Annotated in this window: 19 protein-coding genes; all 19 read left to right on the top strand. The window is 73.4% G+C overall.

Annotated features, from left to right (window positions below; all coding sequences use genetic code 11):
• The first annotated feature begins 137 nt into the window (after positions 1 to 137).
• The 19 genes from FHU30_RS25060 to FHU30_RS24970 all read left to right on the top strand — a co-directional run bounded on the left by FHU30_RS25060 (position 138) and on the right by FHU30_RS24970 (position 21252).
• Positions 138 to 665 carry a YceD family protein gene (locus tag FHU30_RS25060; RefSeq protein WP_253879041.1) on the top strand — a complete coding sequence of 176 codons (528 nt, stop codon included), beginning with the start codon at positions 138 to 140 and terminating at the stop codon, positions 663 to 665.
• 1 nt (position 666) lies between these two features.
• Complete coding sequence (gene rpmF, locus FHU30_RS25055; RefSeq protein ID WP_026414645.1) at positions 667 to 846, top strand: 50S ribosomal protein L32; 180 nt, start codon at positions 667 to 669, stop codon at positions 844 to 846.
• 326 nt (positions 847 to 1172) lie between these two features.
• Positions 1173 to 1958: a ribonuclease III gene (rnc, locus tag FHU30_RS25050; protein ID WP_253879614.1), complete on the top strand. Its 786-nt coding sequence runs from the start codon at positions 1173 to 1175 to the stop codon at positions 1956 to 1958.
• Positions 1951 to 2874 (top strand): bifunctional DNA-formamidopyrimidine glycosylase/DNA-(apurinic or apyrimidinic site) lyase, encoded by a 924-nt coding sequence (gene mutM, locus FHU30_RS25045; RefSeq protein ID WP_253879040.1) that lies wholly within the window; start codon positions 1951 to 1953, stop codon positions 2872 to 2874. The genes rnc and mutM overlap by 8 nt, the downstream gene beginning before the upstream one ends.
• A gap of 186 nt (positions 2875 to 3060) precedes the next feature.
• Complete coding sequence (locus FHU30_RS25040; RefSeq protein WP_253879039.1) at positions 3061 to 3369, top strand: acylphosphatase; 309 nt, start codon at positions 3061 to 3063, stop codon at positions 3367 to 3369.
• Positions 3370 to 3547: 178 nt separating this feature from the next.
• Positions 3548 to 3745 (top strand): hypothetical protein, encoded by a 198-nt coding sequence (locus FHU30_RS25035; protein WP_253879038.1) that lies wholly within the window; start codon positions 3548 to 3550, stop codon positions 3743 to 3745.
• Between the two features lie 501 nt (positions 3746 to 4246).
• On the top strand, positions 4247 to 7921 hold the full coding sequence (smc, locus tag FHU30_RS25030; RefSeq protein ID WP_253879037.1) for a chromosome segregation protein SMC: 3675 nt from the start codon (positions 4247 to 4249) through the stop codon (positions 7919 to 7921).
• A 237-nt stretch (positions 7922 to 8158) separates the two neighbouring features.
• Entirely contained in the window at positions 8159 to 8572 is a 414-nt protein-coding gene (locus FHU30_RS25025) for a globin domain-containing protein (protein ID WP_253879036.1), read from the top strand.
• A gap of 40 nt (positions 8573 to 8612) precedes the next feature.
• A complete protein-coding gene (locus FHU30_RS25020; RefSeq protein WP_253879035.1) occupies positions 8613 to 9950 on the top strand; it encodes a globin domain-containing protein in 1338 nt (445 codons plus the stop codon).
• 4 nt (positions 9951 to 9954) lie between these two features.
• Positions 9955 to 10662: a DivIVA domain-containing protein gene (locus FHU30_RS25015; RefSeq protein ID WP_253879034.1), complete on the top strand. Its 708-nt coding sequence runs from the start codon at positions 9955 to 9957 to the stop codon at positions 10660 to 10662.
• A gap of 115 nt (positions 10663 to 10777) precedes the next feature.
• Positions 10778 to 11749 carry a glycoside hydrolase family 16 protein gene (locus FHU30_RS25010; protein WP_253879033.1) on the top strand — a complete coding sequence of 324 codons (972 nt, stop codon included), beginning with the start codon at positions 10778 to 10780 and terminating at the stop codon, positions 11747 to 11749.
• Positions 11750 to 11846: 97 nt separating this feature from the next.
• Positions 11847 to 12350, top strand: a complete 504-nt coding sequence (locus FHU30_RS25005; protein WP_253879032.1) for an FBP domain-containing protein — start codon at positions 11847 to 11849, stop codon at positions 12348 to 12350.
• 175 nt (positions 12351 to 12525) lie between these two features.
• A complete protein-coding gene (gene ftsY / locus FHU30_RS25000) occupies positions 12526 to 13686 on the top strand; it encodes a signal recognition particle-docking protein FtsY (protein ID WP_253879031.1) in 1161 nt (386 codons plus the stop codon).
• Positions 13687 to 14016: 330 nt separating this feature from the next.
• The gene (locus tag FHU30_RS24995; RefSeq protein WP_253879030.1) at positions 14017 to 15384 is read left to right on the top strand and encodes an ammonium transporter; all 1368 of its coding nucleotides are present in this window, start codon (positions 14017 to 14019) and stop codon (positions 15382 to 15384) included.
• The gene (locus FHU30_RS24990; RefSeq protein ID WP_443612896.1) at positions 15381 to 15725 is read left to right on the top strand and encodes a P-II family nitrogen regulator; all 345 of its coding nucleotides are present in this window, start codon (positions 15381 to 15383) and stop codon (positions 15723 to 15725) included. Before FHU30_RS24995 ends, FHU30_RS24990 begins: the two co-directional genes overlap by 4 nt.
• A 38-nt stretch (positions 15726 to 15763) precedes the next feature.
• A complete protein-coding gene (locus FHU30_RS24985; RefSeq protein WP_253879029.1) occupies positions 15764 to 18307 on the top strand; it encodes a [protein-PII] uridylyltransferase in 2544 nt (847 codons plus the stop codon).
• A 126-nt stretch (positions 18308 to 18433) separates the two neighbouring features.
• Complete coding sequence (ffh, locus tag FHU30_RS24980; RefSeq protein ID WP_253879028.1) at positions 18434 to 19999, top strand: signal recognition particle protein; 1566 nt, start codon at positions 18434 to 18436, stop codon at positions 19997 to 19999.
• Positions 20000 to 20552: 553 nt separating this feature from the next.
• Entirely contained in the window at positions 20553 to 21008 is a 456-nt protein-coding gene (rpsP, locus tag FHU30_RS24975; protein WP_253879027.1) for a 30S ribosomal protein S16, read from the top strand.
• 1 nt (position 21009) lies between these two features.
• Positions 21010 to 21252, top strand: a complete 243-nt coding sequence (locus tag FHU30_RS24970) for an RNA-binding protein (RefSeq protein WP_026414632.1) — start codon at positions 21010 to 21012, stop codon at positions 21250 to 21252.
• The last annotated feature ends 786 nt before the right edge of the window (positions 21253 to 22038 follow it).

The following is a 22038-nucleotide window of genomic DNA, read 5'->3' as shown; positions in this document are numbered from 1 at the left end:
TCACGGGGCGTCTGAGTTGGGCGATCGTCCCCGGTCGGCTACCCTGGGACTTCGGCCAGGAACGACGGCCGCGATTCGCCATGCCTCACGAAAGCAGGAAAACCCTGTCCCGCAACGAACCCGCGCACGGCCCGCTCATGCTCGACACACGAGCCCTCAGCAGGCAGCCCGGATCCGAGCGGCGGGAGCACCTCACCGTGCCGGCTCCGGAGAATTTCGGCATCGAGATGGTACGGGTGCCCGACGGCGCGCCGATGGAGCTGGACCTCCGGCTCGAAGCGGTGCTCGAAGGCGTCCTCGTCACCGGAACGGCGACGGTTCCCCTCGAAGGGGAGTGCGCCCGCTGCCTGGACCCGATCGCCTTGGAGTTCGAGGCGGACTTCCAGGAGCTCTTCGTTTATCCTGACACCCGCTCCGGCGGGAACGCGGGCGACGACGAGCTCCGCCTCGAGGACGACATGATCGACCTCGAGCCGGTGCTCCGGGACGCGGTGGTGCTCCAGCTGCCGCTGTCGCCGCTGTGCCAGGACGACTGTCCTGGCCTGTGTCCGGAGTGCGGTGTACGGCTGGCGGACGCCGGTCCCGACCACCACCACGGCGCCGCCGACCCCCGGTGGGCGGCGCTCGGTTCCATCGACCTACGAGAAGGAAAGCAGGAGGGCTGAAGTGGCCGTCCCGAAGCGGAAGAAGTCGCGGAGCAACACGCGGCACCGTCGTTCGCAGTGGAAGACCGCTGCCCCGACCCTGGTCGAGTGCCCGACCTGCCGTGACACCAAGCTGCCGCACACCGCGTGCCAGACCTGCGGCACCTACGACCGCCGGCAGGTCATCGCGCCGTCGGCCTGACGGCTGATCTCGTCGTATCCGGGGGGCGGTCTCGCGTTGTTCCGACGCGGCCGCCCCTCGCGGTTCCCCGGACCCGTCCTGGCGCCCGCCGGACGGCCCGGGGCCCGATCACCCGGCGCGTCGCAGCCGCCGCGGTGACCGGCCGAGGCCAGCGCCCGGAGCCGTGGTGCACGCCGGGAACATTCCCACCGGCGCGCACCTCGCTTTCGCGGACACCCCTCCGCCGTCCCGCCCGCCGCCGCTCGCGAGCGCCGTTCGCAAGGCAGCCCTCCCGGGGCTGCCCCGGCAGGCGAGGAGGGCCTGTGAGCGGCAAGAAGGACCGTCCCATCCCGGACAGCGCCGAACTGGTGGCGGCACTGCAGGTCGAGATCACCCCCGAACTGCTGGAGCGGGCGCTGACGCACCGCTCCTACGCGTACGAGAACGGCGGGCTGCCGACCAACGAGCGCCTGGAGTTCCTCGGCGACTCGGTGCTCGGCCTGGTCGTCACCGACACCCTCTTCCGCGGCCACCCCGACCTGCCCGAGGGGCAGCTCGCCAAGCTCCGCGCCGCCGTGGTGAACATGCGCGCGCTCGCCGGCGTCGCCCGCGAGCTGGGCGTCGGCCCGCACATCCGGCTCGGCCGCGGCGAGGAGGGCACCGGCGGGCGGGACAAGTCGTCCATCCTCGCCGACACCCTGGAGGCGCTGATCGGCGCGGTCTACCTCGACCGCGGCCTGGACGAGGCGTCCGCGCTGGTGCACCGGCTGTTCGACGCGCTCATCACCCGCTCCGCGGGCCTCGGCGCGGGCCTGGACTGGAAGACCTCGCTGCAGGAGCTCACCGCCGTCGAGGAGCTGGGCGTCCCGGAGTACCACGTCGCCGAATCCGGCCCCGACCACCAGAAGACGTTCCGCGCCTCGGTGCGGGTCGGCGGCACGGCCTACGGCTCCGGCGAGGGCCGGTCCAAGAAGGAGGCCGAGCAGCACGCCGCCGAGGCCGCGTGGCACGCCATCCGCGAGGCGGTCGTGCAGCGCGAGGGCGGCGCGGACGGTGCCGCCGACGGCGCGGCCAAGCCGGGTTCCGGTGCGGCCGAGGACGACGAGGGCAAGGCCGCGGTGGCCGGTGCCTGAGCTTCCCGAGGTCGAGGTCGTCCGGCGCGGGCTGGAGAGCTGGGTGACCGGGCGGACGGTCGCGTCCGCCGAGGTGCTGCACCCCCGCGCCGTCCGGCGGCACGAGGAGGGCCCCGCCGACTTCGCGGGACGCCTGGCCGGACGCGTCGTCGCCCGGCCGAAGCGCCGCGGCAAGTACATGTGGCTGCCCCTGCTCCCGGAAGGCGCCGACTACGTCCCCGAGGGCGAGGCCGGCGGGCCGGGCGCCGAGCCGACCGAGGCGATGCTCGCCCACCTGGGCATGAGCGGCCAGCTGCTGGTCGGCGAGCCGGACCGGGAGCGGCACAAGCACCTGCGGGTCCGGCTGACGTTCACCGACGGCGGCTCCGACCTGCGCTTCGTCGACCAGCGGACGTTCGGGCACCTGCTGGTCGCCGACGTCGTCCCGTCCAGGGTCGGCGACCTGGTGCCCGCGCCGGTCGCGCACATCGCCCCCGACCCGCTGGAGGACGCCTTCGACGAGGAGGCGTTCTTCGCCGCGCTGAAGCGCCGGCGCACCGGCATCAAGCGCGCGCTGCTCGACCAGTCGCTCATCAGCGGCGTCGGCAACATCTACGCCGACGAGGCGCTGTGGCAGGCCAAGCTGCACTGGGCGCGGCCGACCGAGACGATGACCCGCGCGGAGGCGTCCCGGGTCCTCGCGGCGGCGCAGGAGGTGATGGCCGCCGCGCTCGGAGTCGGCGGCACGTCCTTCGACGCCCTGTACGTCAACGTGAACGGCGAGAGCGGCTACTTCGAGCGGTCGCTGGAGGCCTACGGCCGCCGGGACGAGCCGTGCAGCCGCTGCGGCACCCCGATCCGCCGCGACGAGTTCATGAACCGCTCGTCCTACAGCTGCCCCAAATGCCAGCCGCGCCCCCGGCGCGCCCGCTACTGATCCCGAAGGCGCCCACCGCCCTCGGAATCGCTCAGCGGACAAATCAGCCCGTTCCAGAGACGGGTGAGAAACCGCCCGCGCCTGCCGCGCAGGCGGACCGCCCCACGGCCGAGGCCCGCGCGGGCGAACCGGCCTGCGGTCGGGGCGTGGTCGGGTAGGGGCTGGGAGAGGCTGGGGAGGGTGAGGATGTCGGACGAGCCGGATGTGCGGCTGACCGCGTGGGTGCGGGGGCACGTGCAGGGTGTCGGGTTCCGGTGGTGGGTGCGCGCGCGGGCGTTGGAGCTGGGGCTCGTGGGGAGCGCGTCGAACCTGCGGGACGGACGGGTCGAGGTGGTGGCCGAAGGTCCGCGCACAGCGTGTGACCGGCTGCTGGGGATGCTGCGCCCGGACGCGGTGCCCGAAAACGGGCTTCCGACCCGTCCCGGCCGGGTCACCGGGGCGGTCGAGCGCTGGAGTGAGCCGCGTGGCGGGATTTCCGGTTTCGAGGAACGGTAGCCGGGTAGGGAAGTCCGATTTGGTCCTGCTAAACTGGGGACGACAGGTTGTTACCGGCCCGTGATGTCCGTCTTGACCAGGACTCGCGCTGGTGCGACTCTAGATGATACGCGCACCGAACCCAGTTGGTTCCCGTGCGCGATTCCTGCTGGTTACTCAGCGTGGAGGACCCTTAGTCATGGCGAAGGCTCTACTCGGCCACGTCGGCGGTCCCGACCCCCGGATGGTCGCGGAGATGCGGCGTCTTCAGCGGCGCGTACGCGATCTGGAGGCCGAGCTCGTCCGGCTCCAGGAGGAGAACGACGCGCTCGCGACGGCGGCCGACGGCGACATCGTGTCGCTCGGGATGAAGGACCGTGAACCGGCGCTGACCTGATCGGCGCCGCTTTTTTACGTCAGCGGAGTCAGGGACGCCGTTTCCCGTGGCGTCCCTTGTTCTTGCCCGCCGCGCCGTGCCCCACCGCCTGGTGCTCTTGACCCGTTGTTGGGTGAGATGACCGTTTGTCTGGCGGACCTTCCGGGCACGGCCGCCGCGGCCGTTCCACCATCGCGCCCCACCGCCGGGCGTTCCTCCGGGCTGCCCGGATGACCTCCGGGCCGTCCGGATCTCCGGCGCCATTCGCCCGATCGTGGCACATTGGAGGAGAACGGCCGCGCGGATGCGGGGTGCGGACGCCTGCTGCCGGTATCGTTCGACAGGCTCGCGGGCGCCCGCCCGGCGGGCCACGGGGGTGAGCGAGCCGCCCGGAGCCGTCCGTGCCCGTGCACGGCGGCGGTCAGCGCGCTGCCGCGCACCCGGGCGACCGCCCGGGGCGACGGCCCGCCGCGCGCACCGGTGGCGCTCCCCTTCCGCGATTCCGGAGGAGGACGGCGACGCGTGTACCTGAAGACTCTGACCCTGCGCGGTTTCAAGTCCTTCGCGTCGTCCACCACCCTGAAGTTCGAGCCCGGCATCACGGCCGTGGTCGGCCCGAACGGGTCCGGCAAGTCCAACGTCGTGGACGCCCTCGCCTGGGTGATGGGCGAGCAGGGCGCCAAGTCGCTGCGCGGCGGCAAGATGGAGGACGTGATCTTCGCGGGCACCGCGAACCGCCCGCCGCTCGGCCGCGCCGAGGTCGTGCTCACCATCGACAACTCCGACGGCGCGCTGCCGATCGACTACACCGAGGTCACGATCAGCCGGCTGATGTTCCGGTCCGGCCAGTCGGAGTACGCGATCAACGGCGACTCCTGCCGGCTGCTGGACATCCAGGAGCTGCTGTCGGACTCCGGCATCGGCCGCGAGATGCACGTGATCATCGGGCAGGGCCAGCTGGACCGGGTGCTGCACTCGGGGGCCGAGGGCCGCCGCGCGGTGATCGAGGAGGCGTCCGGCGTCCTGAAGCACCGCAAGCGCAAGGAGAAGGCGCTGCGGAAGCTGGACGCGATGCAGGCCAACCTCACCCGCGTCGAGGACCTGGTCGGCGAGCTGCGCCGGCAGCTGAAGCCGCTCGGCCGGCAGGCCGAGATCGCCCGCCGCGCCGCCGTGATCCAGGCCGACCTGCGGGACGCGCGGCTGCGGCTCCTCGCCGACGACCTGACCGAGCTGCGGACGAAACTCGACCGCGAGGCCGCCGACGAGGCGCAGATCCTCGCGCGCCGGGTCGAGACCGAGCGCGCGCTCGCCGAGGCGCAGGAGCGCGAGGGCGTGCTGGAGGCCGAGGAGGCCGAGCAGGCGCCCGAGCTGGCGCTCGTCCAGGACACCTGGTTCCAGCTGTCGTCGCTGAAGGAGCGGCTGCGCGGCGTCGCTGACCTCGCCGCGGAGCGGCACCGCAACGCCGCCGAGGCGCGCGAGGAGGAGCGCCGCGGCCGCGACCCCGAGGACATGGAGCGCGAGGCCGCCGAGACCCGCGAGCAGGAGGAGATGCTGCGCGCGGCCCTGGACGAGGCGCAGGACGGGCTGTCGGAGGCCGTCCGGGAGCGCTCGGAGGCCGAGGAGGCGCTGACCGCCGAGGAGCGCCGGCTCCAGTCCGCCGCCCGCGCCGCCGCCGACCGCCGCGAGGAGCTGGCCCGGCTGCGCGGGCGCGTCGAGGCGCTGCGCAGCAAGGCGCAGGCCGGCCAGTCGGAGATCGGGCGGCTGTCGGCCGCGCGCGCCGACGCCGAGCAGCGCGCCGCGGCGGCGCAGGCCGAGTTCGAGGCGTTCGAGGCCGAGGTCGTGGACGACCCGGTGCTGGTCGCCGAGCACGAGGCCGCGCAGGAGCTGCTGGCCGCCGCGAAGGAGACCGCCGAGACCGCCCGCGCGACCGTGGACGTCCCGCGCCAGGCGCTCAAGGACGCCCGCGCCGCGGTGTCGGCCGCGCGCTCGGCCGACCAGGCCGCGCAGAAGCGGGTCACCGCGCTCCAGGCGCGGATCGAGGCGCTGAACCTGACGCTCGCGTCGGCCGCCGACGGCGGCGAGGCGCTGCTCGCGTCCGGGCTGGACGGCGTGCTCGGCACCGTCGCGTCGCTGCTGACCGTCCGCCCGGGGTACGAGACGGCCGTCGCGGCCGCGCTCGGCGACGCGACGCAGGCGATCGCGGTCGGCTCGCTCGACACGGCCGAGGCCGCGCTGGCGCTGCTGCGCGCCGAGGACGCGGGCCGCGCCGGCCTGCTGATCGGCGGCGGCTCGGCGAACCCGGCCGACCGCGTCTCCGGGGTCGACTATGCGATCGACGCGGTGACCGTCCCGGACGGGGTGCGTTCCGCGATGGAGTTCCTGCTGCGGGATGTCGCGGTCGCCGATGACGTGACGTCCGCCGCGAAGCTCGTGCGCGCGCATCCGTCGCTGCGCGCGGTCACCCGCGAAGGCGACCTGGTGGGCGCGCACTGGGCGCAGGGCGGCGGCGCGGGCGGCGCGCAGTCGATCCTCCAGATGCGCGCGACGCTGGACGAGGCGACCGCCGATCTGGCCGCCGCCGAGACCGCCGCCGAGCGCAGCGGCACCGACCTCACCGAAGCCGTCGAAGCCGAGCAGCAGGCGCAGGTCTCCTTGGACGCGGCGCAGGCCGCCGTGGGGGAGGCCCAAGCGGGGGTGAACGCGGCCCAGGCGGAACTGGACCGCATCCGCGTACGCGTGCGCGAGTTCGAGTCGCAGGCAGCGCAGGAGGCCAAGCGCGCCGCACGCCTCGAAGCCGACGTGCGGGCCGCGCTCGGCGAGGTCGAGCGGCTGGGCAAGGCGCTCGACGCCGCCGCCGAGTCCCGCGAGGCGGACGCGAACGCGGCCGACGAGCTGGCGATGCGGTTGGAAGAGGCCGAGGAGGCCGCGAACGTCGCGGACGAGGTCGGCGACGACACGACCGTCCGCGACGAGCTCGCGGCGCGGGTGCAGGAGCTGCGCTCAAGCGAGATGGAGTCGCGGCTGACCGTCCGCACCGCCGAGGAGCGCGTGCAGGCCATCTCCGGACGCGCCGACTCCCTCGAACGCGGCGCCCGCCGCGAGCGCGAGGAGCGCGCCCTAGCCGCCCGCCGCCGGGCCCGCCGCGAGCAGCAGGCGAAGATCGCCGAGGCCGTGCACAAGGGCTCGCTGGCCGCGCTGGAGCGCATCGAGCACTCGCTCGCCACGGCGGTGCGGCAGCGCGAGGCGGCCGAGGAGGCGCGCGCCGCCCGCGAGGCCGAGCTACGGGTGATCCGCACGCAGGTGCGCGAGCTGTCGTCCACGCTGGAGCGGCTGGTCAACGTCGTGCACGGCAACGAGGTCGCGCGCGCCGAGCAGCGGCTCCGGCTGGAGCAGATGGAGCAGCGCGCGCTGGAGGAGTTCGGCCTCGAAGTGGACGCGCTGCTCAACGAGTACGGGCCGGACCAGCCCGTCCCGCCGGGCCCGGAGGCGCCGGAGGACGCGGTGCCGGTGCCGTACGACCGTCCGACGCAGGAGAAGCGGGCGAAGAAGGCCGAGCGCGAGCTGAACCAGCTCGGCAAGGTGAACCCGCTCGCGCTGGAGGAGTTCGCGGCGCTGGAGGAGCGGCACGCGTTCCTGACCTCGCAGCTGGAGGACCTCAAGAAGACCCGCCGCGACCTGCTGCTGGTCGTCAAGGAGGTGGACGACCGGGTGCAGCAGGTGTTCGCCGCCGCCTACGCCGACACCGCCCGCGAGTTCGAGCGGATCTTCGCCCGGCTGTTCCCCGGCGGCGAGGGCAGCCTGTCGCTCACCGAGCCCGACGACATGCTCACCACCGGTGTCGAGGTCGCGGCCCGCCCGCCGGGCAAGAAGGTCAAGCGGCTGTCGCTGCTGTCGGGCGGCGAGCGGTCGCTGGTCGCGATCGCGTTCCTGGTCGCGGTGTTCAAGGCCCGGCCGTCCCCGTTCTACGTGCTGGACGAGGTCGAGGCGGCGCTGGACGACACCAACACGCAGCGGCTGATCAAGGTGTTCGAGGAGCTGCGCGAGTCGTCCCAGCTGATCATCATCACCCACCAGAAGCGCACGATGGAGGGCGCGGACGCGCTCTACGGCGTGTCCATGCGCGGTGACGGCGTGACGCAGGTGGTCAGCCAGCGCATCGTCCGGGACGAGCCGGAACCCGCCTCCGTGCCGGTCTAGGCCCGCCTCCGCGCCTGCCTGTGGTCCGCCTCCGGACCGGTCTAGGGCCACCCCCGGGCCGGTCCAAGGCCCGCCTCGGTCCCGGTTTAGCACGAACTGCTCGGGTTCGCCGCCCGCCGCCCGTCCAGGTTGATCACTCTCCGGTGATCCGGTAGACATGTCCGCCGGTGTGCCCGCGTCCCCCGCCCGGAGCAACCCCGCCCGGCGCCGCGGGCCCGCCCCGAAAGGCGGACGATCATGGACGTGCAGCGGCTCAAGGACAACTTCGCCCTGGTCGGAGGCCATGGCGAGGACGTCGCCTCCTACTTCTACGCCGACCTTTTCGAGCGCGACCCGCAGCTGCGCAAGCTGTTCCCGGCCTCGATGGCCAAGCAGCACGAGAAGCTGCTCGCCGCCCTCTCGCACATCGTCGGGCATGTCGACGACACCGACGAGCTCGTCCCGTTCCTGCGCGACCTCGGCGTCCGGCACAACGGGTTCGGCGTCGTCGCCGAGTACTACCCGCAGGTCGGCGCGAGCCTCATCGCGACGCTCGAGCACTTCAGCGGCCCGGCCTGGACGCCGGAGCTGGAGGCCGACTGGGCGGCGGCCTACGGTGTCGTCGCGCAGGTCATGACCGAGGCCGCGGAGGGTGAGCGGGTCGGCGCGTGAGTCCGGGAGACCCCGACCACGGCCGCTACCTGGAGATCGTGTGGACGCCCAACGACTGAAGGAGAACTTCGCCCGGGTCGCCGAGCACGGTGACGCGGTGGCGCTGTTCTTCTACTCCGACCTGTTCCTGCGGAACCCGCACCTGCGGGACATGTTCCCCATCGGGATGACCGGGCAGCGCGACAAGCTGCTCGGCGCCCTCGGGCACATCGTCTCCAACGTCGACGACCTCGGCGAGCTGGTGCCGTTCCTGCAGGGGCTCGGCCGGGACCACCGCAAGTTCGGGATCATCGCCGAGCACTACCCGCACGTCGGGGCGAGCCTCGTCGCGACGCTGCGGCACTACTCCGGCGCGTCCTGGACGCCCGAGCTCGAAGCCGACTGGATCGCCGCCTACGACGTGGTGTCGCACGTCATGCTGGAGGCCGCCGACCAGGACGCGATGGCCGCGCCCGCCTGGTGGAACGGCGAGGTCGTCGCGGTGGAGCGCCGCCGCTTCGACATCGCCCTGCTGCGGGTGCGGCCCGACCAGCCGCTGCCGTACCAGCCCGGCCAGTCGGTCGCGGTGGAGCTGCCGCAGCGGCTGCGGCAGTGGCGGTACCTGTCGATGGCGAACGCGCCGCGCCCGGACCACACGCTCGACTTCCACGTCCGGCTGGTGGACGGCGGCGCGGTCAGCGCGGTGCTGGTCCGCTCCGTCCAGCCCGGGGACCGGATGCGGATGGGCGCGCCCGTCGGCACCCTCGTGCTGGACGAGTCGTCCCAGCGGGACGTGCTGATGGTCGCGGGCAGCACCGGCCTCGCGCCTCTCAAGGCGATCCTGGAGCAGCTGTCGCGGCGGCAGGACCCGCCGCGCACCACGCTGTTCTTCGGCGCCCGCACCCGCGACGCGCTCTACGACCTGCCGCACCTGACCGAGCTCGCCGCCCGCTGCCCCTGGCTCACGGTGGTCCCCGCCGTCTCGGACGAGCCGAACGGGCACGGTTTCGCCGCGTCCTTCGGCTCCCCGTTCGGCGGCCCGGCCGGGGTCGGCGGTGAGGGCGCACCCGGCGGTCAGGGCGCGCAGGGCGCGCCCGGCGGTCAGGGCGCGCAGGGCGCGCCCGGCTGGTTCGGCCCGTCCGGGCCGCCGGCCTCCGGGGACGCGGCGTCCGGGCATGCGGCGTTCGGGGACACGCTCGGATCCGCGGCGGCGCCGTCCGGCGGGCCGCGGATCGAGCACGGCACGCTCGCCGAGGTGGTCGGGCGGTACGGCTCCTGGCACGGCCACGACGTCTACGTGTGCGGGCCGGACGCCATGGTCGAGAGCACGGCGGACCGGCTGCTGCGCGACGGTGTGCCCCGCGACCGCATCCGGCTGGAATCCTTCGCACAGAGGTGATCTCGTGAACCCAGCACACCCTCCCCTCGCCCAGGGCGGCCCCCGGCTGACCCCCGGCGAGGTCCAGGCGGCGGTCTTCCAGCGGGCGGCGCTCGGCCGGCGCGGCCTCGACGAGGACCAGGTCCGCGAGTTCCTCCAGCGCGTCGAGCAGGAGCTCGTCCAGCTGCTGAACGAGCGCGCCGCGCTCGGCCAGGAGGTGGACCGGCTGCGCGCCGCCCCGGCCGAGGCCGGCGCGGGCGACGCGGCCAGACCGGACGACGCGCACTTCCAGGCCGTCCGGATCCTGTCCCAGGCGCAGCAGACCGCCGACCTGTACGTCGCGGACGCCGAGCGCTACACCCGCGAGCTGGCCCAGGAGGCCCGGCAGCACCGGGACGCGATCCTGACCGACGCGCAGAGCCGGGCCGACCGGATGATGGAGGAGGCGCACCAGCGCGCCGCCGCCATGGCCGACCAGGCGGCGCGGTCGGTCGCGCCCGCCGCCGAGCCGCCGGCCCAGCCGGCGTCCGCGCCGGACCTAGAGGAGACCCGGGCCGACGGCCTGGCCCCGCTCGACGCCGACGAGCGCCGCCGGATGGAGCGGGAGATCGCCTACCTGCGCACCTACAGCGACGTCTACCGCACGCACCTGCGCGCGTACCTCGAAGCGCTGCTGCGCAACGTGGACGAGTGGGAGCGCTCGGAAAAGGAGAATCCCGAGAAACGGCCCTAAACGGTACATAAAACTCAACGATCTGAAAGGACTTTGCGCTCGGCGGGCTTTCTTTCCCGAGGATCTCGCTCTCCGGGGCGGCGCGCCATAATTGTCATTTCGTAACGTCCCAAGAGTGTCCCTTCGGCCCAGAACGCTGATCATTGCGGTCATTGTCGCGGCCGTCCTGGTCTTCGCGACCGGGACGCCGTTCTCCGGGGCCACTTTTCGGTTACGGGACGTCCGGGACGCGGCCGGGCGGCTTACGCTGCGCGACATGCGGCTGTTCCCCCACCGGTCCGTCCGGCACCTCCGTCGATCGAGCGCAGGCGTCCCGCGGCGCGGCCGCCAGGGCGGACCGGGCCCGCAGCCGGCGGCGGGCCGTCCGGACCAGGGCCCGCCGACCCTCGGCCCCCAGCCCACCGCCGCCGCGCGGTACGGCTGGGGCATCCCGGTCGCGTCCGACGACTTCACCACCGGACGCCTCGACCCCCGCGCCTGGGACGTCTACCAGGGACCCGGCCAGAACCACGACGGGCACCGCAGCCCCCGCGCGGTCGGCGTCCGCAACGGCCTCCTCACCATCACCGGCCGTCCGGACGGCACGACCGGTGGCCTGGCCTGGAAGCACGGCGCCCAGCGGACGGGGCGCTGGGAGGCGCGCGTCCGGATGAACCGCGCCTGCGCCGCCTACCACCCCGTCCTGCTGCTGTGGCCGACCGCCGCGGGCGGGGGAGACGCGCCCAAGGGCGGCGGCGGCGAGATCGACTGGCTGGAGGTCGCCGACGACGGCACCCGCCAGAACGCCGACTTCTACCTGCACTACGGCCCGGTGCACGAGGACGACCAGCTGACGGGACGGGTCCGCGTCGACATGACCCGCTGGCACGCCTTCGCGGTCGAGTGGACGGCCCGGTCGATCAGCGGCTTCGTGGACGGCGAGCGCTGGTTCCACACCACGCGCCGCCGCGCGCTCCCGCCCGGGCCGATGGGGCAGGCCATCCAGCTCGACTGGTTCCCGCGCGACGCCGAGCACACCGCCCGCGGCATCGACTGGAACGCCCCCGCCACCTTCCAGGTCGACTGGATCCGCATGTACCACCCCTGACCGCCGCTGGACGCGCCCTGACGAGCCGCTCCGGGTTTCGGTCCTGCCCGGATAATGCTTTGCCTGCGTCCCGAACGCGTCCATAGGCTCGGATCCCATGCGCACGATTACCGAAGACGAGCTGCGCTCCTGCTTCGTCAACTGCTCCAAGGGCGATGCCAAGCGCCTGAACCTCCCCAAGGACTTCGCGGAGACGCCCTGGGACGACCTCGACTTCCTCGGCTGGCGGGACCCGAAGGCCCCCGACCGCGCCTACCTCGTCACCGAGACGGGCGACCGGCTCACCGGGATCGCGCTGCGCTTCGCGTCCGCGCCCGGCAAGGCCCGCGGGTTCAACTCGACGAGCTTGTGCTCGTTCTGCCACACCGTCCACACCGGCGGCGGCGTCGCGCTGATGGGCGCGCGGCGCAGCGGCGAGGCGGGCAAGCAGGGCAACACCGTCGGCCAGTACCTGTGCGCGGACCTGGCCTGCTCCCTCTACGTCCGCGGCAAGAAGCAGACCCTGCTGGGCGACGCGCACGACGACGGCATCCCGGTAGAGGACAAGGTCTCGCGCGTCCGGACGAACCTGGACGCCTTCGTAGCCTCCGTCCTCGCCTGACCCGCGGGAAACCGCGCCCACCGCGACCCGTGGAGGCAGCGCGCCCGGCGCGGTGCGCGGGGCGCCCGTGCGGCGGGGTGCGTGAGGACGGGGCGTCCACCGGGTGTGGCGGCGGCGCGGCCGGGGAGGGCGGACGTTCGGGGCATGGGCGGCCGTCTGGAAAACTGGACCCGCTATGGAATACGTGATCCTGATCGCCGGGCTGGCCGTCCTCGCGTTGATCGTGGGCGGCGTGATGTTCTTGCGGCCCGGCCGCCGCAAGCCCCAAGCCCCCGTCGAACCAGCGGAGCGGCCCGACATCCGGCCCGGCGCGACCACCACCGCGCCGCCGGAGGAGGATCAGGCCGCGCCGCCGGTGGAACGGGCTCCGCCGACACCCGCCGCGCCGCCCAAGCCCGAGATCGAGGTCCCGCCGCCGTCCGCGGGGCGGCTCGTCCGGCTGCGCGCCCGGCTGGCCCGGTCCCAGAACACCTTCGGCAAGACCCTGCTCGGCCTGCTGTCGCGCGACCACCTGGACGACGACGCCTGGGACGAGATCGAGGACACCCTGATCGGCGCGGACATCGGCGTCGCCGTGGCCCGCCAGATCACCGACGACCTGCGCACCAAGGTCCAGGTGCTCGGCACCCGGACGCCCGACGAGGTCCGCAACCTGCTGCGCGAGGAGCTGGTCAAGCAGATCGGCCCGGACCTGGACCGGCACCTGCACACCGAGCGGCACGGCGACAAGCCCGCCGTGATCATGGTGGTCGGGGTCAACGGCACCGGCAAGACCACCACGACCGGCAAGCTCGCCCGCGTCCTGGTCGGGGACGGCAAGACCGTCGTGCTCGGCGCGGCCGACACCTTCCGCGCCGCCGCCGCCGACCAGCTCCAGACCTGGGGCGAGCGCGTCGGCGCCCAGGTCGTCCGCAAGGACGAGGGCGCCGACCCGGCCTCGGTCGCGTTCGACGCGGTCAAGCAGGGCGTGGACGCCAAGGTCGACACGGTGATCATCGACACCGCCGGCCGGCTGCACACCAAGACCGGGCTGATGGACGAGCTCGGCAAGGTCAAGCGGGTCGTGGAGAAGCAGGCCGCGGTCGACGAGGTGCTGCTCGTCCTGGACGCCACGACCGGCCAGAACGGCATGCAGCAGGCCCGCGTGTTCGCCGAGGTCGTCAACATCACCGGCGTCGTGCTGACCAAGCTGGACGGCACCGCCAAGGGCGGCATCGTCGTGCAGGTGCAGCGCGAGCTGGGCGTCCCGGTCAAGCTGGTCGGCCTCGGCGAGGGCCCGGACGACCTGGCCCCGTTCGAGCCCGGCGCCTTCGTCGACGCCATCCTCGGCGACTGACCGCCCGCCTCGGCGGCTGACCGCTTGGCGGTCGGCCGCCGTCGGCCGCTGCGGCGGTGTTTCGCTGATCGTTCTTTGCGCCTGACCTTTCGGTCAGGCTTCCGGCCCCACCGGTTACCCGACCGGTGGGGCTTTTGGCATGAAAAGACCTGACAGAAAAGCCCGAAACACCTATCCGAACCAGACAGTCGGTGAGCGTTACGAAACACATGCGCAACACGCCGCGACGGGGTTTCACACCGCCGAAACACGGGAGCCGAACAGGCGAAACGGCCGCGCCGGAATCTGTGGCCAGTCCACGTTCCCGGTCGAGGAGGGGCGTCCCCCGAGATGAAGATCGATACAGGCGCGACAGCCTGGATGCTGGCCGCGACGGCCATGGTGCTGTTCATGACACCCGGACTGGCGTTCTTCTACGGCGGCATGACCCGCGCGAAGAGCGTCCTGAACATGATGATGATGTCGTTCGGCAGCATCATCAGCGTGACCGTCCTGTGGGTGCTGTTCGGCCATTCCATCGCCTTCACCGACAACGGCAGCTCGCTGGTCAACAAGGTCCTCGGCGGGTTCGACGCGGTCGGCCTCAAGGGCACGGTCACCGCGATCCAGCAGGGCACCACCCCGGACCACAACATCCCGCTGCTGGTCTACTCGGCCTTCCAGCTCACCTTCGCGATCATCACGGTCGCGCTGATCAGCGGCGCGATCGCCGACCGCGCCAAGTTCGGCGCGTGGATGGTCTTCACCGTGGCGTGGGCCTCGCTGGTCTACTTCCCGGTCGCGCACTGGGTGTGGGGCACCGGCTGGCTCAACAAGCTCGGCATCGAGGACTTCGCGGGCGGCACGGTCGTGCACGTCAACGCCGGTGCGGCGGGCCTGGCCCTGGCGATCGTCCTCGGGAAGCGGCGCGGCTGGCCCAAGGAGCCGATGCGCCCGCACAACCTCCCGTTCGTCCTGCTCGGCGTCGCGATCCTGTGGTTCGGCTGGTTCGGGTTCAACGCGGGCTCGGAGATCGGCGTCGACACCGTCACCGGCCTGGCGTTCATGAACACCCAGATCGCCACGGCCGTCGCCGCGGGCGCCTGGCTGATCGTCGAGAAGCTCCGGGACGGCCACGCCACCACGCTCGGCGCCGCGTCCGGCGCGGTCGCGGGCCTGGTCGCGATCACCCCCGCGTGCGGGTTCATCGACCCGTGGGCCGCGGTCGTCCTCGGCCTGGTCGCGGGCGCGGTCTGCGCCTACGCGATCGGCCTGAAGTACCGGCTCGGCTACGACGACTCCCTGGACGTCGTCGGCGTGCACCTGGTCGGCGGCGCGCTCGGCGCGGTGTCCCTGGGCTTCCTGGCCGCCTACCCGGCGCTGACCTCCCAGCACAAGGGCCTGTTCTACGGCGGCGGCGTGCACCAGCTCGGCCTGCAGGTGCTCGGCCCGGTCGTCATCGGCCTCTACTCGTTCGCGATGGCCTGGGTGATCGGCACCGTGATCGACAAGACCATGGGCTTCCGCATCGACGAGGAGGCCGAGGCGACCGGCGTCGACCTCACGACGCACGCGGAGACCGCGTACGATCTCGCTCCGGCCGGCGGCGGCTCGGTGCGCACCGGCCACGCCGCCGCGGTGACCGGCTCCGGCGGCTCGTCCGCCGCCGGCGCCGGCGGTACGGGCGGCGCGGCCGCCGAGAACAAGGTGGAGGCATGACGATGAAACTCATCACCGCGGTCATCAAGCCGTTCAAGCTGGACGAGGTGAAGGCGGCGCTGGAGACCTTCGGGGTCCGCGGGCTGACGGTCAGCGAGGCCAGCGGCTACGGCCGCCAGAAGGGCCACACGGAGGTGTACCGGGGCGCCGAGTACAAGGTCGACCTGGTGCCGAAGCTCCGCGTCGAGGTCCTGGTGGACGACGAGGACGCGCACGACATCATCGACGTCATCGTCAAGGCCGCCCGCACCGAGAAGATCGGCGACGGCAAGGTCTGGGCCGTCCCGGTGGAGACGGTCGTCCGCGTCCGCACCGGCGAGACCGGCCCGGACGCCCTGTAGGCCGCCGCATGGTCCTCGCCCAGGGAACGCCGGGACCCGTGGACCGCGACCGGGCCGGAGGCGCGCCCTCCGGCCCGGCGGGCGCGGCCCGCGAGGCCCTGGCCGCCGCCCGCGCCGCCCGCGTCACCGCCCTCGACCACCAGCTGTCCGCCCTCCTCGCGACGGCCACCGGCCGCGGCGCCCCCGCGCCCTCCGCATCGCCGGCCACCGGCCGCGACCTCGCGGCGGACGCGGACCAGGGCGCCCAGGCGAACGCCGAGCAGCAAAGCTCGGCCGACGCTGGGCGAGGCGCTGCGGCGGATGCCGGGCGGCAAAGCTCGGCTGACGCTGGGCGTGGTACGGCGGCCGGGCGGGGTGTTGCGGCGGACGTGGCGTTGGTGGCGGTCGGGAGTTACGCGCGGCGCGAGCTGACGCCCGGCGGGGACCTGGACCTGGTGCTCCTGCACCGGGGACGCGGCGACGTGGCGGAGATCGCGGACCGGATCTGGTACCCGGTCTGGGACGCCGGGCTGCGGCTCGACCACTCCGTCCGGACCGTCCAGGAGGCGCGGACGGTCGCCCGCGAGGACATGAAGGCCGCGCTCGGCCTGCTCGCGCCGCGGCTCATCGCCGGGGACGCGACGCTCTTCGACGAGGCGCGCGCGGGCGTGCTCGCCGACTGGCGAGCGGACGCCAGGCGGCGGCTCGGCGAGCTCGGCACGCTGTGCCGGGAACGCTGGGAGGCGCAGGGCGAGCTGGCCTTCCTCCTGGAGGGCGACCTCAAGGAGGCGCACGGCGGGCTCCGCGACGTGCAGGTCATGTGCGCGGTCGCGGCGTCCTGGGTGGCTCCGGCGCCGGACGACAGGGTCCGCGCGTCCCACGAGCTGATCCTGGACGTCCGGCACGCGCTGCACGAGGTCACCGGGCGCACGTCCGACCGGCTCGTCCTGCAGGAGCAGGAGGCCGTGGCGGAGGCGCTCGGCCTGCTCGACGCCAACGTCCTGCTCCGGGCGGTCGCCGCTGCCGCCCGGACGATCACCCACGCCGACGACCAGGTCTGGCGCCGGGTGGACCGGTTCGTCCGGCCGCGCACCGGACGCGGCGGACCGGAACGCCGTCCCGTCGGGGACGGCGCGGTCGAGCAGGACGGCGAGGTCGTGCTGGCCCGCAACGCCGACCTGACCGATCCCGCGCTGGTGCTCCGCGTCGCCGCGGCCGCCGCGCAGAACGGCCTGCCTCTCGCTCCCGCGACCGTGGACAGGCTCGCCGAGAAGGCCGTTCTGCCCGGTGCGCCGTGGCCTCCGGAGGCCCGCGACGCGCTGGTCTCGCTGCTCGGCGCCGGTCCCGCCGCGATCGCGGTGTGGGAGGCGCTCGACCAGGCCGGGCTGGTGGTGCGGCTGCTTCCCGACTGGGAACGTGTCCGCAACCGGCCGCAACGCAACCCCGTGCACCGCTTCACCGTGGACCGCCACCTCGTCGAGGCCGCCGTCGGCGCCGCCGCCCTCACCCGCGAGGTGGCCCGTCCTGACCTGCTGCTCGTCGGCGCGCTGCTGCACGACATCGGCAAGGGCTGGCCGGGCGACCACTCGGTCAGCGGCGCGGTCGTGGCGCGGGACGTCGCCGTCCGCATCGGCTTCGCGCCGGACGACGTGAAGGTGCTGGAGACCGTCGTCCGGCACCACCTGCTGCTGCCCGAGACCGCCACGCGCCGCGACATCGACGACCCGAGGACGATCGAGACCGTCCTGGACGCCGTCGCCGGTGCGCCCGGCCGGGAAAGCGACGTCATCGAGATCCTCGCCGCCCTCGCCATCGCGGACGGCCAGGCCACGGGCCCTGCCGCGTGGGGGTCCTGGAAGGCGCGGCTGGTCGCCGAGCTCGCCCGCCGGGCTTTGATGTCGCTGGCCGGGGGCACGCTGCCGCCCGCGCCGTCGCTCGGGCCGGACACCCTCGCGCTGGCCAGGCACGATGGCGCCGCCGTCCGCGTCCACGGCGCGCAGATCACGATCGCCGCGCCGGACCGTCCCGGCCTCCTGTGGCGGGCCGCGGGCGTTCTGGCCCTGCACCGGCTGGCCGTCCGGACGGCCAGAACCGTCTCCCAGACGAGCGGCCCGGACACCGGACGCGGCACTGGCCCAGACACCGGGCGCGGGACCGGCCCGGATGCCGGACGCGGCACCACCGCTGTGCTCGATTTCACGGCCGTCCCCGAGTTCGGCGACCCGCCCGACCCCGCGGCCCTCGAATCCGATCTGCGCCTGATGCTGGCCGACCGCCTGGACGTCGCGGGCCGGCTCGAACGCCGCGCCCGGTCCGTCCGCGTCCGGCCCGGAGCGCCCGTTCCGCCGCCGCGCGTGACGATCGTCCCGGACGCCTCGGCGACCGCGACCGTCGTGGAGGTCCGCGCCCACGACCGTCCCGGCCTGCTCTGGCGGGTGGGCCAGGCGCTGGGGGAGTGCGGCCTCCAGGTGACCGCCGCCCGCGTGGACACCCTGGGCGCCGAGGCCGTCGACACCTTCTACGTCGTGGACGCCGAGGGCCGCCCCGTGGACGACGAGGACGCCCCGTCCGTCCGGACGCACGTCCTCAAAGCCGTCAGCTGACCGGCGGCGCCAAGGCGCACTGCCGGGGTCCCGTGCCAAGGCGTGCTGCGGGCCGGGCAGGAGTCGGCGCTTGACCCGATAGTCTGAGAGACGATCCCACGAAAGCTTCCAAGGACGGGTCCACACGTGTTCGAGACGCTCTCCGACCGGTTGACGACGGTTTTCTCGTCGCTGCGCAGCAAGGGCCGGCTCTCCGAGGCCGACATCAACGCGACGACCCGCGAGATCCGCATCGCGCTGCTGGAAGCCGACGTCGCGCTGCCCGTGGTGAAGGACTTCATCGCGCGGATCAAGGAACGGGCGGCGAGCGCCGAGGTCAGCCAGGCGCTCAACCCGGCGCAGCAGGTCGTCAAGATCGTCAACGAGGAGCTCATCGGCATCCTCGGCGGCGAGACCCGGCGGCTGAACCTGGCCAAGAACCCGCCGACCGTGATCATGCTCGCGGGCCTGCAGGGCGCCGGCAAGACCACCCTCGCGGGCAAGCTCGCCCGGCACCTGAAGAAGGAGGGGCACGCGCCGCTGCTGGTCGCGGCCGACCTCCAGCGCCCCAACGCCGTCCAGCAGCTCCAGGTCGTCGGCGAGCGCGCCGGCGTCCAGGTCTTCGCGCCCGAGCCCGGCTCCGGCGTCGGCGACCCGGTGGACGTGGCGCGCCGCTCGATCGAGCAGGCCCGGCACGCCCAGCACGACATGGTCATCATCGACACCGCGGGCCGCCTCGGCGTGGACGCCGAGATGATGCAGCAGGCCATCGACATCCGGGACGCGGTCAAGCCGGACGAGATCCTGTTCGTCGTCGACGCCATGGTCGGCCAGGACGCGGTGAACACCGCGCAGGCCTTCATGGACGGCGTCGGCTTCGACGGCGTCGTGCTCACCAAGCTCGACGGCGACGCGCGCGGCGGCGCGGCCCTGTCGGTGCGGCACATCACCGGCCGTCCGATCATGTTCGCGTCCACCGGCGAGAAGCTGGACGACTTCAGCGTCTTCCACCCGGACCGGATGGCGGGCCGCATCCTCGACATGGGTGACATCCTCACCCTGATCGAGCAGGCCGAGCAGGCGTTCGACGCCCAGCAGGCCGAGAAGATGACCACCAAGTTCGCGTCCGGCGAGGACTTCACGCTTGAGGACTTCCTCGAGCAGATGATGATGATCCGCAAGCTCGGACCGATCGGCAACCTGCTCGGGATGATGCCCGGCATGGGCCAGGTCCGGGACCAGATCTCCCAGATCGACGACAAGGACCTGGACCGGGTCGCCGCGATCATCCGCTCCATGACCCCGGGCGAGCGCGCCAACCCCAAGATCATCAACGGCTCCCGCCGGGCCCGCATCGCCAAGGGCTCCGGTGTCGAGGTCGGCGAGGTGTCCAGCCTGGTCACCCGGTTCTTCGACGCGCAGAAGATGGTCCGCGCGATGGCCGGCAACATGGGCTTCCCCGGCATGCCGGGCCGGCGCCGCGCCAAGCAGGCCGCCAAGGCCGCCAAGAAGAAGGGCAAGCAGCGCAGCGGCGACCCGCGCAAGCGCGCCCTCGGCAAGCAGCCCGCCGCCGACCAGGGCGCCGACGCGATGCCCCAGGGCCTCCCGCCGGGCCTCGGCGGCCAGCTCCCGCCCGGCCTCGCCAAGCAGCTCCCGCCCGGCTTCCAGATGCCCGACCTGGGCGACCTGGGCGGAAACAACGAGAAGAAGTAACCCACACCGAACGCCGCGCCCCCGCCCGGGGACGCGGCGTTCCGCCGTTCTCATGCATCTGGAGGGACGCGCCGTTTCGCGTCCCTCATACCCGCAGGGGGCGGCGCGTGCCGTTCCGCCGTCATCGTGCTTGCGACGCGCGCCGTTCCTCGCCCTCCTGCCTGCGGGGGGGCGAGGTACGCCGTTTCGGCGTTCTCGTGCTCGTGGGGCGCGAGCGCGCTGTTTCGGCCTTCTCGTGCCCGCAGGGGCGAGGCGTGCTGATTCGGCGTTTTCGGGCCGATCTTGAAGCTCGATCGGGACGGTCCGCGTGTTCGTTCTCGGCGGAACGTCCGTGCAGGTCGGGCGGGCTTTGCGGGGGACGTGGCCGCGTGTCATCGCCCGATTGCGCTTTTTCCGCGATCGTCTGGCAGAATGGCAGGCTGGAAACCCGGAACGCGCGTCGGCGCCCTCTCTCGTCCCGTGCCTCCGGAGTCCATTGAGCTGGCCGGTCGCCGGTGTTCCCCACCTGGCGCGGCCATGTTCGCCTGTATCAAGTCTGGAGAACACCACACCCGTGGCAGTCAAGATCAAGCTCAAGCGTCTGGGGAAGATCCGGAACCCGCAGTACCGGATCGTCGTCGCCGACTCGCGCACCAAGCGGGACGGTCGGGCCATCGAGGAGATCGGCCTCTACCAGCCCAAGCAGGAGCCGTCGCTCATCGAGATCGACTCCGAGCGCGCGCAGTACTGGCTGGGTGTCGGCGCGCAGCCGACCGAGCCGGTGCTGAACCTGCTCAAGGTCACCGGCGACTGGCAGAAGTTCAAGGGCGAGCCGGGTGCCGAGGGCACCCTGCGCAAGGCCGAGCCGAAGCCGGACAAGAAGGCGGTCTTCGAGGCCGCGGTCAAGGAGTCGATGGGCGACGTCGACACCGAGGCCGCCGCTCCGGCCGCCAAGTCGAAGAAGAAGGCCGAGCCGAAGAAGGCCGAGGCCGACACCGCCGCCGAGACCGAAGCCAAGAGCGAGGACTGACGTGCTCGAAGAAGCGCTCGAGCACCTGGTGCGAGGGATCGTGGAGAACCCGGACGACGTCCGGGTCCGCGCCCGCCGCATCAGGGGCGGCCGGGTCCTGGAGGTGCGTGTGCACCCCGACGACCTCGGCAAGGTCATCGGCCGCAGCGGTCGCACCGCCAAGGCCCTGCGCACGGTCATCAGCGCCCTCTCCGGAGGCCGCTACGTGCGCGTGGACCTGCTCGACGTCAACGAGGTCCGCTGACCCCGGGGGCTCGGGCGCGGGGCTCCCGGCCGCGGACGGTCCTGCCGTCCGCTGATCGGAGCGCGCCGGGGTTCCACCTCGGCGCGCCCATCGCGGGAGCCCGCTTCGCCGCCGTCCATGCGACGGCGGCCCACCCCGTCAAGGGGAGGACGTCATAAGGACCCTCACAGGTCCAACCGATCCGAGCCGCCAGCGTCGCCCCCGGTCGACGCGGCGGCTCGGCTCGCGTTAAACCCCAGGCCAGGCCCCTGGGGGCCCCGCCACAGGCGAAGCCCTCCGGCCTGGCCTCCGCCGCAAAGACCGCACTAGCGATCCCACCGGCGCCGCCCAGGCCACCTCGCGCCTGCGAACGGCCCATGATCGCGGCGGCGGCCGCCGCATGATCGCGTCCGCGAAGCGGCGCGTGACCACGCCGTCCGGCGGCACGTGATCGCGTCGGCCAGCGGCGCGTGGTCGCGTCCGTGAAGCGGTGCGTGATCACGCCGGTCGGCGGTGCGTGACCGCGTCGGCCAGCGGCGCGTGTTCGCGCCGGTTGGCGGTGTGTGGCCGCGCCGCCCGGCGGTGTGTGGCCGCGCCGCCCGGCGGTGTGTGACCGCGCCGCCCGGCGGTGTGTGACCGCGCCGCCCGGCGGTGCGTGATCGCGTCGGCTGGCGGTGCGTGATCGCGTCGGCCAGCGGCGCGTGTTCGCGCCGGTCGGCGGTGCGTGGCCGCGCTGGCCGGCGGTGCGTGGTCGCGTCGGTCGCGGCGCGTGGTCGCGTCCGGCAGGCTCGCTCGCCGGCGGGACGC

Source organism: Actinomadura rupiterrae (assembly GCF_024172125.1).
GTDB lineage: Bacteria > Actinomycetota > Actinomycetes > Streptosporangiales > Streptosporangiaceae > Spirillospora > Spirillospora rupiterrae.
Note: the sequence above shows the minus strand (reverse complement) of the source record. Positions and strands in the feature narration are given on the sequence as shown.